We start from the raw sequence: 19,117 nt of genomic DNA on the forward strand, positions 1-19,117 counted from the left end.
TTTATTTATATAAGAATCAGGAACAAATATTCAAAGTCCTGCTTGCATTTATCGAAGAAGTTACAGCAAACCGGGGACTAAAAATTACAGCTAGGGAAAAAGAAATTTTTCAACTGCTTTCATCAGGCTACTCAGCAAAAATGATTGCCAATAAATTAAATATTTGTGAAACTACAGTCATTACCCACCGGAAAAATTTAATCCACAAACTACATGTAAACAACAGTGCTGAATTAATTAAAAAAGGATTCCATCTGAACTTGATTTCTTAGCACAACCCTCACGAAATTCAACACAAAAAATATCCTCATAAATGAGGATGGAATTGGTTTTATAAAATCCTTATTTTCTTTTTGCTCAATCTAAATGGGACTGAGATAGCGGAGCAGTATAAAAAATCTACAACTTAAAAGTACAGTTTTCACTTATTTTCTTATTCAATTTTACTAAAAAACAACCATCTTATCATCCAAAGATACTGATTTTATGAATGGAATACAAAGCCAGTCAAAAACTAATCAGGAAGAAAATGTTGATTCTGGCCGTTCTCTAAATCAAAGTGCGCTAAAAGAATTGCATACCAGAATTCCCCAAATTTCCTTGCCAAAAGGGGTAGGTGCTATAAAAGGTATTGGTGAAAAATTAGCTGCTAATTCGGTTTCGTTAACAGGATCGTTAAATTCACTCAATTCTGTTAGTCCTGGCTGCTCCTGCTTTAATCGGCAAATCTCCATTTCTGTGAATTCCACATAATTAAAAAACTGTACAGTTTTCGGTGGAATTCTTTGTTTTCATCTATCGCTTTATTATCGGACAAATTGAAAAGGAATTAAAATGAACAAAGAAACAGAAAACCAAAATACTTCCTCCCAATTCCTGAAAACCGATGGAGTAAAAACTGAATCAAATGCGATCCAGATCCCGCAGATAAGCTTACCAAAAGGCGGTGGTGCCTTTAAAGGTATTGACGAAAAATTTGAGGTAAACGCTGCCAACGGAACTGCCGGTTTTTCTATTCCGCTCCCGATTACTCCCGGACGTAATAATTTTTCCCCGCCTCTTTCTCTATCCTACAATTCAGGAGGTGGGAATGGCATTTTTGGCTTAGGGTGGTCTGTTGCTTTACCTGTAATCCAAAGGAAAACAGATAAACGATTGCCGAGGTACCGGGATGGATTGGAAGAAGATATATTTATGTTTTCCGGGGCAGAAGACTTGGTGCCTTTTTTAGAAAAAGATGATAGTGGATGGAAGGATAAAAATTATCCTAACAATGGTGTTGATGGCTATACCATAAAAAGATACCGGCCCCGGATCGAAGGTGGCTTTACCCGGATCGAAAAAATCCATCATGAAGATCATGGCTTTTACTGGAAAGTAACAACACGTGAAAATATTGCTACCATTTTTGGAAGAGGTCCGAATGCCCGAATTGCTAATCCTGAAGATAAAACTCAGATTTTCCAGTGGATGCCTGAATTTAGCTATGATGACAAGGGAAATTGGATAAAATACCAGTATAAAAAGGACACGAATATTAACGATGATGGATCATTAAACAATGATGATAGCATATCAAATACTATTTATGAAAAGAATCGGAAAAACGGGATTGCTCCATATACAAATACCTATCTTAAAAGTGTAAAATATGGTAACAGGATTGCCTATTATGCAGATTTTAATAAGCCTTATGATCCTCAAACACCTGACGATAAAGGACATTTCTTTGAGTTAGTGCTGGACTATGGAGAACATGGTATTGATAATCCCAAACCTGATGATGCGGGCCAATGGAACTATAGAGCGGATGCTTTCTCATCTTATCGTTCCGGTTTTGAAATCAGGACCAATCGATTATGCAAACGAATATTAATGTTTCATCATTTTAAAGATGAAAAACAGTTTGTTGGCACACCGGAAGAAGGAACTTTTGGTGAAAACTATTTGGTCCGTTCATTAGATCTGGAATACAAACCTTCGTCTATAAATGACTCTGGACAATCCGAAACAACATATTTACTATCCATTACTCAAAGCGGCTACATTCGAAAACTGGATGGAACGTATTCAAAAAAATCACTCCCACCTATGGAGTTTTCTTACGAGAAGCTTAACTGGAATAAAACCATTAAAAAAGTTAGTCCTGAAAATATTATAAATGCACCGGTTGGATTGACCAACAATTATCAGTGGGTGGACTTACATGGCGAAGGCATTTCAGGCATTTTAAGCGAACAGGGTGACGGGTGGTTTTACAAAAGCAACTTTGGCGATGTGAATGAAGATGGAAATGTTGCTTTTACTGTTGCAAAACAGGTGATTCCCAAACCTTCATTTACAGGCTTGTCCGGGGGACTACTTTCCATTCAGGACCTGGCAGCTAATGGTGAGAAACAGGTTGTAGTTAATAGCGAAGACATAAAAGGGTATTTTGAATTGACCCATGATAACAATTGGAAGCCCTTTATGCCTTTTGAACAAATTGTCAATGTTGATTTACAGGACCCGAATACCCGTTTGCTGGACTTAAACGGAGATGGACAGCCGGATATTGTTATCACGGAAGAAAACGTTTTTACCTGGTATGCTGCTGATGGGAAAAAAGGACATCAGCCTGCAGAAATTGCGCATAAAACCTTCGATGAGGAAACAGGCCCTGCTATTGTTTTTGCAGATCAGTTACAAACAATCTTCCTGGCAGATATGTCGGGCGATGGACTAACAGACATTGTCCGCATTCGCAATGGAGAAATTTGTTACTGGGCGAATAAAGGATATGGAGAATTCAGTGCTAAAATCACTATGGGCAATTCACCGGTATTTGATAATCCTGACATTTACAATCCGCAATTTTTACATCTGGCAGATGTTAGCGGTACAGGTGCTACTGATATTATCTATCTGGGCAGGAATAGTTTTAAATCCTATATCAATTTAAGCGGAAATGCCTGGAGCGATGCCCATGAAATTGAACCATTTTTTCTCATAGACGACCATAGCAAACTTTCCGTAACTGACCTGTTGGGAACAGGTACTTCATGTATTGTCTGGTCATCAGACTTACCTGCTTATGCAAATGCGCCGATGCAGTATATCGATTTAATGGATAGCAAAAAACCGCATGTACTTGTCCATTATAAAAACAATTTTGGGAATGAAACAACCATTCAATATAAAAGCTCCACCCATTATTATCTTAAAGATAAAAAGAAAGGTAAACCCTGGATAACGAAACTACCATTCCCGGTGCAGGTGGTCAGTAAGTTAGTTGTCGAAGAGAAAATTACCGATGTCCACTTTTCCAGTAAATACCAATACCACCATGGTTATTATGATCATCCAGAACGGGAGTTCAGGGGCTTTGGAATGGTGGAGCAAACAGATTCTGAACATTATGCAGAATGGGTTAGGAACAATGCAACCAATCAATTGGAAAAAGCTGAGGAATTGTTTCAAAAACCTGTACTAACCAAAACATGGTTCCATACAGGGGCTTTTTTAGACAAGGAAAGGATACTCACCCAATTCAAGGATGAATATTGGTATAAAGAATACTACAAACAATTTCCGGATTCACCTCATACTATTGAAGAATCTGAACTTCCGGATGCCCATCTTTCAAATGATATTAAAGCATTACTGGGTGATGAATACAGGGAAGCGTTACGGGCATGTAAAGGGATTATGCTGCGGCAGGAGATCTTTGCATTGGATGCGCCTAAAGATTCAACGGATGCTGAGTTGCAATTGCAAATGAAACCATATTCCGTAGCCACGCATAATTGCAATATACAACTACAGCAGCCCAAAGACAAAAACGAATTTGGAGTCTTTATAGTTACCGAAAGTGAAGCTATTACCATTAGTTATGAAAGAGACGTAACCGATTCCAGGATAGCGCATACACTGAACACTAAAATTGATGAATTAGGGAATATATTGGAAAGCGCTTCAGTAGTTTACGGAAGAAATCAGGCTAAAGCAGATGTCGATTTTCAGAATCTTTCAGATAACATCACCGATTTTTCAGAAGATGTTTTGAACAATGATTCAGCACAAAAAACACAATTGAGTAATGCATTTAATGCAAACATCCAAGCAGCAAAAGATGAACAGACTAAAACGCATATCATCTACACTCAAAACAGTTTTGCTAAATATAACGATGGGATTTCTGATTTTGATGATATTGACCTGCCACATGCTTACCGCTATCGTTTACCACATGAAACCAAAACTTATGAATTAACCGGATTTACACCTTCTTCAGATATCTTTAATCTTTCCGAATTGGAGAATGCCTTACCGCAAGCCACCGAAATTGGATATCATGAAAGCCCGGGAGGCGGAAAGAAAATTCGATTAATTGAACATATCAAATCCAACTATTTAGATGACAATTTAAATGAGCTACCTTTTGGTTTCTTCGATACTTTGGGTTTGCCCTTTCAAAACTACCAGTTGGCTTACACCATTGATTTGGTAAAAGATATTTACAAAAAAGATGGAACTGAACTGCAAGTGGACGGTGATGATGTAAGCAATTTCATTCAGGCCAAAGGAAAATATTCTGTCATCGGTGGTAAATTATGGATCCGTTCCGGTATTATACATTTTAAGGCCAATGCTGGCGAAGCAGTTGCAAATGTAAGAGACCGGTTTTTCTCACCCCTTAAATTTGAAGATCCATTCGGTGCAATTACAGATGTACAATACGACAACTGCTTTTTGTACATAAAAGAAACCGAAGATGCCATCGGGAATAAAATGGTAGTTGACATTTTTAATTACCGTACCCTGTCTCCCAACCGGATGATTGACCATAATGCCAATCCTTCTTCTGTATTAACGGACGAGTTGGGTTTGGTCAAAGCCTTGGCCATTGAAGGGAACGGAGATTTTGATGGTACCAATTACACCCTGGCAAATGCAGATAAAGCGGATGAGCTTTCAGGTTTAAAGGAATACACGGATGAGGCAGAAATAACTCTTATTAATGAATTCTTTGGTACTGCTACATCCGAAAGTACGGACACAGCCACTTTACGAACCAAAGGCAATGATTTACTGAAACATGCCTCCGTTCGTTTTGTTTACGATTTTGATACATTCCACAATACGGGTAACCAGCCTGTTGTTGTGGCTTCTATCACGCGTGAAGATCATTATGCCGAAAATAATAACAGCAAAATTCAATTCAATTTTGAATATTCCGATGGATTGGGCAAGGTAGCTATGAGCAAAGTACAGGCAGAGCCCGGAACAGCCTGCTATATTGATGCCGTCGGAATTAAACAGGAAAAGGATACTACACCTGAATTGCGATGGGTAGGCAATGGCCGGACTGTATTAAACAATAAAGGCAATCCCGTAAAACAGTATGAGCCCTATTTCAGTACTAATTTTCTGTACGAAAGTGAATCCTCACTAGTGGAATGCGGCGTAACACCTGTGATGTATTACGATGCTTTGGGTCGTCTGGTAAAAACAACCTTCCCAGATGGGACCCTTACGAGGGTTGAGTTTGATTCGTGGAAACAGTTGAATTTTGACCAAAATGATACGGTTAAAGAAGATGAATGTTTGTGGTTTTTGCAGCGGACAGACAATACACGCTCAGACTTTATTAATGATTCAAAAGAACAAAGGGCAACAAGCCTGGCACAATCCCACGCCAACACACCATCCTCCCTTTACCTGGATTCCCTGGGCAGGTCTGTATTAAGTATTGCCAATAATGGAAAAGACGCCTCTGATAAGGATAAGCTGTACACGACTTTTAAACAATTGGACATTGAAGGAAATGCCCGGGCGGTAATGGATGCACGTGGTAATTCAGTCATGGCATATAAATACGATATGCTTGGACACCGTGTGTATCAAAATAGCATGGATGCCGGAGAACGATGGATTTTAAATAATCTGATGGGTAAACCTATTCATCGATGGGATAGCAGGCACCATGTTTATAGTTTTGAATATGATGATATTCAAAGGCCAGAAAGCAGTAAAGTAAAAGGCGGTGACGATGTGGTCATGGACAATATTTTTGAATTTATTATCTATGGTGAGGGACAAGCCGGTGAATACCTGAATAATTTACGGGGACAGGTTTTTCAAAAATATGATACCGCTGGATTAATTAAAAATTCAAAGTTTGATTTTAAAGGGAATCTTATAGAGACTTCCCGGGAGCTTAATGCAAATTATAAAGAAGTTCCTAACTGGATACCGGCAAATCTCAATAATGCAGATTTATTTGATACTGATGATTTAACTGAATTCATAACAAAATTTGAGTTTGATGCACTCAACCGTGAAATTAATACAACCACATCGGATGAAAGCGAAACCAAATCCGGTTTTAATGAGGCTGGTTTACTGGAAACAATGTCGGTTGAAATGCTACCAGTTAATGGTTCTATAGTAAAGCAAATGAAGGTTTTTGTAAAAAACATAAATTATGATGCGAAAGGGCAAAGAGAAAAAATTGTCTATGGCGATAAAGACAATAATGACTTAGCCACCACTACTTATACCTACGATAAAGAAACTTTTCGATTGATCCATCTTTGTACAGAGTCCAATGGGAAGGTAGTGCAAGACTTGTATTACACCTACGATCCGGTAGGTAATATCACTGAAATAGAAGACAAAGCCATCCCTACAAAATTCTTTAATAATTTCAAAATTGAACCCAAAGGATTTTATAAATACGATGCCCACTATCGTTTAATTGAAGCCACTGGTAAAGAACATGCAGGACAGGCGATCGATTTTGGACAGTGTGATAACTGGCGAGATAAGGAGTTCCTAAAATCATATAATCCTGTTCCAGGTCCCAATGATGATATGGCCTGGCGAAGTTACACCCAAAAATACAGTTACGATCCCGTAGGCAACATCCTGATAATGGATCATAAAGCCAATGGGGGTACTGGGAATTGGACACGAATCTGTACCTATGAAACTGATAACAACCGGTTGAAAAACACTAAGGTTGGTGGACAGACTTACACATACCCACATCATCCAACACATGGTTTTATTAACTCCATGCCGCATCTCTCGTTAATGCAATGGAATTTTAAGGATGAACTTCAGGCTACTGCACGACAGGCCTTTTGCAAAACTGACGATTCAGAAGACAATCCGCCCGAAACAACTTATTATGTGTATGACAGCAACGGGCAGCGGGTACGAAAGGTAACAGAAATAAATGGTGGCGGTAGTAAAAAAGAAGAAAGTGTTTACTTGGGCGAAATTGAAGTTTATAAAAAACACACAGGAAACAACAGAGGCTTAGAACGGGCCACCTTGCAGATAATGGATGATACCAAAAGAATTGTCATGGTAGATACGCAAAATGGTGTGGATACAGATACTGACTTAAGAACAGTCCGATTCCAGTTTGGCAATCACCTGGGATCGGCCAGTTTGGAGTTGGATGATAGTGGGAATGTAATTTCTTATGAGGAATATCATCCTTTTGGAACCACTGCATACCAAGCAAATAATGCTACCATAAAATCAGCAGCAAAGCGATACCGCTATACAGGCATGGAGCGGGATGAAGAAACGGGATTGGAATATCATTCAGTAAGATATTATTTACCATGGTTGGTAAGGTGGATGAGTGCAGATCCATTTGAACTAAAAGGAGGTTTCAACCTATATGAATACGTCAATTCCAATCCTATCAAATTAAGTGATATACATGGGACAATGCCTTTTGGCGGAAGCAAGGAAGAAATTCAGGCCATCGATAGATCAATACCTCCTTCAGTGAAGGAAAGAGTAGGTAAAGCAGTAAAAGCAGGAGCCTCAGCAACAGGTTCTTTTGTATGGAATTTATTAACTCAAAATTTCCTTTATCAATCTATTGCTCAAGTTCAAGACATTGCTGTTTCTGGCTTTGGAGCGGCAACCGGTATTGACACAAGTAAAGCAATGGTTAGTAACATTGGAAGAGATGCAGCTTCTAACAGTAATTCAGCTGATTACGCAAAAAACAGTGCCATTCAAATAACACGAAATGTACTAGAAGTTCCATTATTCTTTCCAATGGGGATTTCCGGTGGTGCAATTACTCCGAAGACCTCATTACAAGAAGGAACAGAAACTCTTTATCACGGTACCCCAAGAGTGATAGAAGGTCAAGTTAGCGTTCTTAAACCCCGGATGGCGGATTTTGGTCAAGGATTTTCATTAACAGATGATATTGGTAATGCCGCTTTGTATGGAGGTAAAGAAGGAGGCAAAGGTTTTTTCCTAAAGATAGAAACCTCATTAAAAAGACTTGCAAAAGATGACTACCTTGATTTTAGACCTGGAGGTAAAGATCGGGAATTATATAAAGAGATAACAAAGTACATTGATAGTTTTAGGGAAGCACATTTCCCAGGAGCGCAAAGATTAAGTTCAGAGATTCAAGGAGGATTGGTAGAAAATTTTTTAAAAGAAAAAGGTCTAAACCCAAAATTAATCATTTCTGAACTTGGCAAAACTCGATATGACTCTGGAATTGGGGTAGGAATACAGTATTTAATTCGAAGTCAAGATTTTCTTAATGAAATTTTGAAATCAAGCTCATGGCACCCTTTCTGATTATAACATTGACAATTCTCAAAATGAAAATATGAAATTAAAAATGAACTGAAATAGAAGAATTTAAGAATTTGAAACAATAAAGTCTACTTAAGAACTTTCCCCAACTTGCTCAAGTTTGTAGTATGTGTAATAAAAGTAAACATAAAAATAAAAAAGCAGGAATAAAAGTTAGCGACATAAACTAAAATGAAATATTAATTTTTAGAAGACAATTAATAAACGAAAATTATGATAGATTGTACTAACCTAATAAAACTAATCGACATCCTTATCTGGCCATTAGTTGTAATTGGTGCCTTGTTGATTTATCGCAAGGCTTTATCAAATTTTATTAGCGGGTTCAGCCAGCGGATAACAAAACTTTCAGTATTTAATGTATCTGTTGAAATGGCGGCATTATCAGCCGCCACCCCTCCCTGGTCAGACTCTAATATTCAGCAGAGTTCTGAAATGCTTGGAGGGGAAGTATCCAGCACCACTTTAACAATGCTTTTTAATCAAATAAGTACAGATAAATCCTGGGATTACCTGATCGTAGATTTAAAAGAGGGGCGTACCTGGTTAGTTTCAAGACTCTTTATTTTCTCTGTGTTTTTAACCGCAATGCGTGGACTAAAATGTATCGTTTTAGTGCAAAGTCAGGGGGAATATTATCGTCGGTTGCTTGGTTTGGCGTCACCTGAAGCTTTACAAAAAAACCTGGCACAATCTTATCCATGGTTGGAAACATCGCTGAATGATGCATTAAATCAACCCAAGATAAATCATCTAGGGCCTGAACTCAAGCCGACTATCGCAGGAGAGATAATCCGCACATTCATTGAAAACCAAAATATGCGGCTCCAATGTGATCCTGAAGAGGTAATTAAAACCGAAAATAATTGCCAGACACCAAAAGACCAACTTCCACCGGATGTTAAACCAGGCGATTGGGTGCGTCTGGGAGATTACGAAATATGGGAACACACGCATTGGTTAAATCTTGATATTAACCGGGTGAGTGTGGCAATTACAAAAAGTTTCTACGAAAAAGATTCTGCAAGCTATACCAAATTACCGGGTGAATCAAACGAGAAACAAATAAAAGAATTAATGCAGCATAAAGCCCCGTTTGTTGCATTAACAAACAGTAAGAATGAATTTATATCGCTTATAGATCGCAATAAACTTGCAGCTCTTATTGGAGAAAATTTAATGAAGTAAAATCATCAAAATAATAGCGTCATGACAAAAGATAAAATAACCATCACCGGCAGTATCATCAGTAAACAAACAAATGAAGGAGTCCCGGAACTAAGAATTGAAGCATGGGATAAAGACTTGCTAATTGATGATTACCTGGGAGAAGCAGTAACTGATCAAGGCGGTAATTTCAAAATTACTTTTACCCAAGAACGATTCAAAGAATTGTTTTTTGACAAAAATCCCGATTTATACTTTAAAATATACAGGGATGAAAGGCTGATTCACAGCACCGAGCATTCGGTGCTCTGGAATATAAAAAATCATATTGAGAATGTAAGAATCATTGTAGATATGGAAAAGGTGAATATCAATCCCGGCAAAATTACCTTCAGAGGTAAAGTAGCGCATACCAACGGAAATGAAATTGGCAAAATAAAAGTGGTGTTAAGTGAACAACTTTTGCGCACCACAAAAATGCTTGGCGAAACGACCACAAATTCGGATGGTCATTATTCTATAACCATTACGGCATTATCAGGCAATGCTGCTTATATTTTAGAAGTTAAAGACAACAACGGAAAATCGCTCGCAGTGTCTGATAAGATTTTTCAACCCGAAGAAAATAATTATGTGAATCTGACAGTTGCAGATGTGTATTACAAAGGCACTCCTGCTTTCACTTTGCATAAGCCAATTCTAAAAAAATATTTCGAAGAATTAAATCAAGGCTCCGAAAAAAAACCATTGAATGTGGAAGATGTCTACTTTGTAGCTGAGCAAACGAACCTAAAGCCCCGGGAAACGTTTTTCTGGTTGCGTGCGAATGAGTTGGAAACCGAAACACAAATTCCTGCCGAAGCATTTTATGGTCTGTTTAAGCAAGGTATGCCCACCAATGCCAAAAGTCTTTCTTCAAAAGATGGCAAAGCCATGAAAGAGGCATTGATGAAAGCCGCTGAGAAAAGTCATATATCGGATACAACAGCCGCTAATAGCGATAAAGTTGTAGAACAGTGGAATGATTATATCGTTGGAAAAACATTGGATGAGGTACCAGGTAAAATGGATGCTTCATTTGGGGAAATTTTAGGGACGGTTGTTCACGACAAGAATATGCAGAAGAAAGTATTAAATGCTTATTTGAGTTACCAAGGACCTGTAAAGGAATTTTGGGATAATTTGTATAAAATCACTAATGACACAACAATTACAAAAAAAATTCAGACAGCATTACAACTAGCCGTATTAACTGGTAATCAGCCCGATATGATTAAAGCATTATTGGATGAAAATGCCGAATCAGATAATACCTTTCAAAATTTAGCGGCTAACGATAAAGATGAATGGATAGCATACGTTAATGATTTGTCGGAGAAGAAAAACAAATCTATAGTACCTACATTTATCGAAGGTAAAGATGAGAATGAACGGATTGAAAAATATGCTGCACGAATTTCAGAAACACTTGAAACAGCTTTTCCTACGCATTCTTTTTTTGGGAAGTTGGCAAAACAAAATCCGCAAGAAACAGCATTTGCTTCTTCCTATAACGATTTAACTACTTTTTTTAAAAATAATTCTTCTTTCGATATTAAAAACACCCCTACCATTTCTATTCTGGAAGAAGGTTCCAATTTCAATTTTGCGGGGGTAGACGACAAAAACCTATTGGCAAGCGAACTTCAGAGTATCCAGCGTTTATCGGCATATACCAAGAACTTTAAAGCAATGTCGCAGCTAAAAATGGATGGATTGGATTCAGCATACCAAATTGTCACAATTCCGCAAACAACATTTATTCATAACTATACATCTGTTTTTGGTTCGGTAGAAGCTGCTACTCTTGCTTTCAAACAGGCCGAAAAAAATTATATGCATAGCGCAATAATCTGGTCAAAGTCACATCCAGGTCTTAACCTGGAAACAACTGTTACTTCGGCCCCAATTTCTGACCCAACATTGCGTACTATGTTTGGAACCTTGGATGCATGTGAATGTAAACATTGTGCATCGGTATTTAGCCCCGCAGCTTATTATACCGATATCCTGAATTTTTTATACAGCCGTACACCTGATGTTTATAATGAACTTATCCGTAGACGACCCGATTTGGTTCACATCGAATTAAGCTGTAAAAATACCAACACAGCCTTGCCTTATATAGATTTGGTAAATGAACTTCTTGAAAATTTTATACTTACACACAAAACTCCTCAGAAAACCGTTGAAAAGTCATATCAAACCACATGGCAGCAGAATGAATTGGCAGCAAATCCGGAACATTTGCAATATTCTGCTTATAATGAACTGAAAACTGCAGTGTATCCTCATATGTTGCCTTTTAATCTTCCAGTCGAAGAGGCCCGTGTTTATTTGAAACATTTGGGTGTTCAACGTCATCAACTAATGGCTACTTTTTTTGCCGGTACAAAAGAAGAAGCATTTGATGATTTCGATATATGTATGGAGCGGATTAATATTTCCTTGCAGGAAGGAAAAATTCTTACAGGAGAAATAATCGGAGATGGTTCCGTCAATTCAGGATTGTGGAATTTTTACGGCTTTGATAAATCAAACGGTTATAAACCCCTTACAGACCCGGCTGATTCAAGTAAACAAATTTCAGGCGGTTTGTGGTCGGTTGCATTGATCGGGCGTGTAGATGTTTTTTTGCAGCAAACTGATTTGGAATATAAGGACATGCTTACCATGTTGTTGTGCGATTTTATAAACCCTGTAACAGGGAAAGATTCAGAAGGAAATGATATACGGACAATAACAATACAGGTTAATTGCGAATGTAGCCCCGATACCTGCGAACTTTCCAAACTCGAACTGGTAGGTGTTACCTCTGCACACTTGCAAAAAATTCATTGCTTCCTGCGCTTATGGCGCAAGTTGGGCTGGACTATGTTTGACATGGACAGAGCAGCCATGGCTTTCAATTTAAGTTTCGGAGCCGATATTGCTCAAAATAAAACAAATTTAAAGAAAATATCCCAGGCAGTTTTTCTTTCAAAACAGCTCAATTTGACACTTGAAAACACACTTGCATTGTGGTCAGACATTGGTTCAACTTCTTATATCAATTATTTTAAAGATGATTATCCACCTATAATTTCGCTTTACGAAAAACTATTTATAAATAAGGCTGTTTTAAATCCTATCGATACTGCTTTTGAAGACCCGACGACTCTTTCCGGTTCAATGGATGACCATACCACCACTATTTTTGCGGCACTTCAGATTAACTCTACTGACTATGATTACTTAATAGAAGATTCTACGGTTGTGGCCAACACAAATCTCACATTGGCTAATTTATCTTCGCTTTATCGTTATGCATTGCTTGCACGAAAGTTAAAGCTTAGTGTAAAAAATTTTTTAAACCTTAAAAAACTAATTGGAACAATTACCGATATTTTTGATTCGCCACTTGCAACTTTTCAATTTTTGTTAAAAACTGATACAGTAAAAACTTCAGGTTTCTCCGTTGACCAACTCAACTATATTTTGCGCCACGATTATTTAGAAGAAACTGCTGTTGCCCCAGAAGATGATACCATAAGCGTATTTTTATCAGAGTTGAGAAGTTCGCTTCGTGCCACTAAGACCTCAACTGCCGAAGAACAGCGAAATACGATTGTTCAAAAGTTTTCGGAAAAATTAAAAATTACTGCCACAGCTTCAGGTTTGCTTTTGCAAAAATATTTGAAAGGAATTGCAAATCCAGCTAAAGCTATGGTAGAAGATTTTCGTGCTGACGATTTTTCAATAAATAACTTTTTGAAAACTTATACTGATTATAAAGACCCGGGCAATCCAATAGATTTTGAGCCGATTTTTGTTCGAGAAAATCCCGATACAGATGCGTCACTGAATGCACAACCAGATTTGTTTAATGATTACATAAAGCTCGAAAAAATTGCAACTATCATCAACAAACTAAAACTGACAAATGATGAACTTGAATATATTTTAAATGAGAGTGCAACATTGTCATGCACAAATCTCACCAATCTTCCTGTTGTTACGGCTCCAGCTGATTTTAATCAGTTCGAAACACTTATCGATCTAATAAAAGCGCGTGATGCAATGCCAATTGGCACTCCTGATTTCTTCGATATCCTTGATGATGCGATTGGGTCAAACAACAAAGGTTCATGGTTGGAGGATTTATGCACACGTACCAACTGGGACAGAACTACACTCGAAGCCCTTGTTGGTAATAGCTCAACAACAAGTAATTCAGGATTATTGAAAACAGAATTTCCAGGTGACTTTGTTAATGGCGATTTGATTTTACAGGTAAAAGGCTGTATCGTTGCTCTTAAAAAAATCGGCTTAAGCTCTAACCTATTAGAGGATGCAATTCAGACTGATTTTGACAGCACAGTTTCCAATGCTATCAAAAATGCCGCTAAAGCAAAATACGATGAAGCACAATGGTTGAAATTGGCGAAACCTCTGCGTGATGATTTGCGCGAAAAACAACGCGAGGCATTAGTGGCTTTTGTTGTGGCACACGCGAATTTCAATACAAACGCTGGAAAATATGAACGTTGGAAAAACAGTGATGAACTATACGGATATTTATTGATTGATGTCGAGATGAAACCAATCAGCATGACATCACGCATAAAGCAAGCTATTTGTAGCGTCCAACTTTTTATCGACCGCGTGTTAATGAATCTGGAACATCCAAATTCAGACCCAACTCAGAAAGCATTGAAATTAGAGGGTGATCAGGTTGAAGAATGGAAAGAATGGAGGAAGTTATACCGCGTCTGGGAAGCTAACAGAAAAATATTCTTATATCCCGAGAATTGGATTGAACCAGAATTGCGGGATGATAAGTCGCCGTTTTTCAAAGACCTGGAAGCTCAGTTAAAACAAAATGAGCTTAACGATGCAAATGTTGAAGATGCTTTTTATGCTTACCTGGAAAAGCTGGATGAAGTAGCCCGATTGGAAGTGGTTGGCTTTTATCATCAGGTTGAAACTGGTATTCCTGATGAAGACGAAATTGATATCCTTCATGTTTTTGCACGTTCATATAGCGATCCTCCTAAATATTATCACAGGACACTAGAAGATGGTGAATGGACCGCGTGGACTAAGCTCGAAATAGATGTGGATGGCAATAATGTAATCCCTGCTATCTTCAATCGTAAATTATGTCTTTTCTGGCTTTTCTTCACACAGGAAAAAGAGGAAAAGAGTAGCGTTGACGCTACAGAATCAGTTCCAGCACCTCATATATGGTGGAAAATTCAAGTAGCATGGAGTGAGTTTAAAAATAATAAATGGACAGCAAAGAAACTTTCAAAGAATTTTACAACTACTGATAATACTACCATGACTCAACAAAATGAATTAGATAATTTGAAAAATAATATTTGGATTAGTGCAACCATTTCTGATGACAAAATATTTATTAAAGTTGATCATGATAATTTTTATTATGGGGATTTTTTCGTTTTTAATAATACAAATACTGACCCAGTTGATGGTTTTATGCATTCCTTTCCATTGACAACTACTAATGCTGAAAATACTTCTTCAATTAAACAAATGAAAACTGCTAATACAATAGGTCAGGAGTTAAAATTTCTCACTAAATATTATAAATACGATTCAATAGAACAATTTAAAATTAATTGTAATGAAGAACAATATATTGTATTAGAAGAATCAAAAGAAAATATTTACAAATTAGTCTTGCCATCAAATGAAGATTATCCATATTCAAAAAATTTCTTTTTCCAGGATGCAAAAAACACGTTCTATGTGAAACATACCACAGATTATATAGCTGAATTTACTAAACCGGATTTTGGGATAAATGATTGGGAGGTAGGGACAATTAAAGTCTGGAATGACTTGTATTATTACAATCCGGAAATCGATCCTATTGGCCCTGTGACGAATCCGTATTTAGATATTGACCAGTATTTTCAGGATCCTTTGGTTGATAATTATAAACTATCGGATATAATGATGGATGTGCAGATAAGCCAATTTAATAACAACATGGAAAATATCTATGGTAGTAATGTGCAATTAGCTACTATGAGTAAGGTATTTTCTGAACCGAGATTGGAAAGTGCTTTATCAGAAACATCCGCTGTAGCCGTTAGTAATATGTCACTAACTTATTCTTATGCCAAGGCAAAATTCGGATTGCTTGATTCAGGGGCATATTTTGGCATTAAATATAGTGAGGCGGATCAATTTACATTTTTTAACTTCTATCATGCACATGTAAAAACATTCATTAAATATCTGCTTAAATTAGGGATTGAAGGATTGTTAACGCGCTACATACAAACCCAGAATGACACCATTCTATTTAAAGATACGTATGCACCAACTTCTCTGGTACCTGTAAATACATATCCTACTAATAAAATCGATTTTGATTATGGTGGAGCATACGCACAATACAACTGGGAATTATTTTTTCATGTGCCCATGCTTATTGCGTGTCGCCTTAAAGACGATCAGCGTTTTGAAGAAGCGCGTAAATGGTTCCATTATATTTTCGATCCAACGAAAAGCGAAGGAGGTAACAAAGAAAGATTCTGGCAGTTCAAGCGATTTTATGAGGAGGCGGGAACTCAGATAGAAACGCTTGAGGATTTACTTAAAAACGAAACAGAATTGGCAAAGCAGGTTGAAAAATGGATGGATGATCCTTTCAAACCGCACGTGATTGCTCGCATGCGCATCAGTGCCTATATGAGAAATGTGGTTATGAAATACCTTGATAACCTTATTGCATGGGGTGACAATTTATTTAAACGCGATACTATTGAAAGCATTAATGAGGCAACAAACCTTTATATTCTCGCCGCAAAAATTCTTGGAGAACGGCCAGCCGATATTCCTCCTCGCGCCGAAAATGATGAAACTGCCTTTGACAATATTAAGGATGATTTGGATTCTTTCTCCAATGCTATGATGCACATTGAAACTATGATCTCACCATCAGTTACTCCTCCGAGTATGAGCAGTTCCGACAGCCCTAATGCACTTGGTCAAATGTTCTATTTCTGTGTGCCACGCAATGAATTTTTGATGAAATATTGGGATACTGTTGCGGACCGATTATTCAAGATTCGAAATAGCATGAATATTGAAGGAGTGGTACGCACACTTCCTTTATTTCAACCACCTATTGATCCTGCAATGTTGGTACGTGCAGCAGCGGCCGGAATGGATTTGAGCAGTATTTTGAGCGATATGAATGCTGAATTGCCCAATTATCGTTTTAACTTCATTCTGCAAAAAGCCATTGAGATTACAAACGAAGTAAAATCGCTTGGATCGGCTTTATTACAGGCCTTGGAAAAACGTGATGAAGAAGCATTGTCATTGCTAAGATCAGCCCATGAGCAGAAAGTGCTAAACGCTGTTTTGACGGTGAAAGAAAAACAGGTTGACGATGCTAAAGAATCATTAGCAAGCGTTAAGAAATTAAAGGAATTAACCCAATTAAAATACGAGTATTACAATTCACGTCCCTATATGAATGATCATGAAAAACAACATTTAAACAGTATTCAAATAGGGATGATCTTATCACTGGTTCAGGGCGAATTAAATACAATTGGCGGAGTACTCAGTGCTATCCCTAATTTTAAATTAGGCTCACCGTTTTCTATGGGAGCCACTTGGGGAGGGCATAATTTGGGTGAAATGATGAGAGCAATAAGTACCTATATGGGTATTTTTGCAAGTATTAATACTGCACAGGGGATTATGTCCTCCACTCTAGGTGGATACACTAGAAGAATGGACGATTGGAAATTTCAAACGAGTACCGCCTCAAAAGAATTAGAACAACTGGATAAACAAATACTTTCAGCAGAGATTAAACTGGATATTGCAGAAAAAGATTTGCAAAACCAAAAATTACAAATTGAAAACAATGAAGAAGCCGACGCGTTTATGCGTAACAAATTTACCAACCAGCAATTGTACGACTGGATGATCGGACAAATTTCTACGGTCTACTTCCAGAGTTACCAACTTGCATACGATCTGGCAAAAAAAGCTGAAAAATGTTATCAATATGAATTAGGTGAGTATAATAACACCTCATTTGTAAAGTTTGGATATTGGGATAGTCTGAAGAAAGGCTTGTTGAGCGCCGAAAAACTGCAATATGATTTACGCAGGATGGAGACTTCATATTATGATAATAACGCAAGGGAATTAGAACTGACAAAAAATATTTCGTTGATGTTATTGAATCCACAAGCCATTCTCGATTTGCGGAACAATGGCACCTGTACTTTTATTCTTCCTGAGGCACTTTTCGATCTCGACTTCCAGGGTCATTATTTCCGGCGTATAAAATCAGTTTCGCTTAGCATACCATGTGTCGTCGGACCTTATACAAGCATAAATGCAACTCTTCGGTTGTTAAAGCATACCACACGTATAGATACCTCGGGCGCAACTTACGAATCGAGTGATTATTCAGCAGATATCCGTTTCCGCCATGTTACTAAGGAAACACATTCTATTGCTACCAGCAATGCCCAAAACGACAGTGGAGTTTTTGAATTTAATTTCCGGGATGAGCGATACCTGCCGTTTGAAGGTTGTGGCGCATTTGGCGAATGGCGATTGGAATTAAACACAGAAAAAAAATTAAGAATGTTTGACTACAATACAATCCGCGATATTATCATAACAATGCGCTACACTGCCCGTGAAGATTCTGGCCCTTCCAAAACAGAAGATTCTGGCTCTTTCAAAAAACTTGTGATAGGATACTTGAAGTCGTTAATTGAGTCTACTGGTGCTCCAACCGAAACATCAAGCGGAATTGAACTGACTAGGATGTTCAGTTTGCGGCATGAGTTCCAGGGTGAATGGCACAAGATGTTTCATCCATTGGATGGGAAAACTCACGTAATGAATTTTGAAATATCAAAAGAATGTTTTCCATACTTTGCGCAAAACAGGATGGTTGACTTCCTAAAAATTTACATTTACGGATTTTTCAATAACAGCGACGATTACTTGGCAAAAGTTACGTCAAATGGGGCTGATGTCAATATCAACCTTCTTAACTCAGCTCAACATGAAGGCTCAGACTCGGCAACATCTTTTGCTTTAGGCGATTTTGCTTTGTTGTTAACGAAAGGAGGTGTTGATGTACAAGAAAAAGACATAAAAGATTTGATTATTGTTTTATCATATCAACTTAGCCTGATTAATTCATAAACACAAATATTGCAATATTTTGGAAAATTACGGTTCGTAAATTTTCCATTTTCGGTGCTACAATTGTATGATGAGGTAT

The 19,117-nt window shown here is 37.6% G+C and carries 5 protein-coding genes; all 5 read left to right on the forward strand.

The features are described from left to right. The coding region (locus ACESMA_RS19790) for a response regulator transcription factor (protein ID WP_372950604.1) at window positions 1-272 on the forward strand (272 nt) is incomplete at its 5' end. A gap of 214 nt (window positions 273-486) precedes the next feature. After that, window positions 487-753 (forward strand): hypothetical protein, encoded by a 267-nt coding sequence (locus ACESMA_RS19795; RefSeq protein WP_372950605.1) that lies wholly within the window; start codon window positions 487-489, stop codon window positions 751-753. Between the two features lie 81 nt (window positions 754-834). After that, a complete protein-coding gene (locus ACESMA_RS19800; protein WP_372950606.1) occupies window positions 835-8,610 on the forward strand; it encodes a SpvB/TcaC N-terminal domain-containing protein in 7,776 nt (2,591 codons plus the stop codon). A 231-nt stretch (window positions 8,611-8,841) separates the two neighbouring features. Beyond that, window positions 8,842-9,816: a hypothetical protein gene (locus ACESMA_RS19805; protein ID WP_372950607.1), complete on the forward strand. Its 975-nt coding sequence runs from the start codon at window positions 8,842-8,844 to the stop codon at window positions 9,814-9,816. A 21-nt stretch (window positions 9,817-9,837) separates the two neighbouring features. Next, complete coding sequence (locus ACESMA_RS19810) at window positions 9,838-19,038, forward strand: neuraminidase-like domain-containing protein (RefSeq protein WP_372950608.1); 9,201 nt, start codon at window positions 9,838-9,840, stop codon at window positions 19,036-19,038. The last annotated feature ends 79 nt before the right edge of the window (window positions 19,039-19,117 follow it).

The sequence above is a fragment of the Mariniphaga sp. genome (assembly GCF_041687215.1).
Taxonomy (GTDB): Bacteria; Bacteroidota; Bacteroidia; order Bacteroidales; family Prolixibacteraceae; genus Mariniphaga.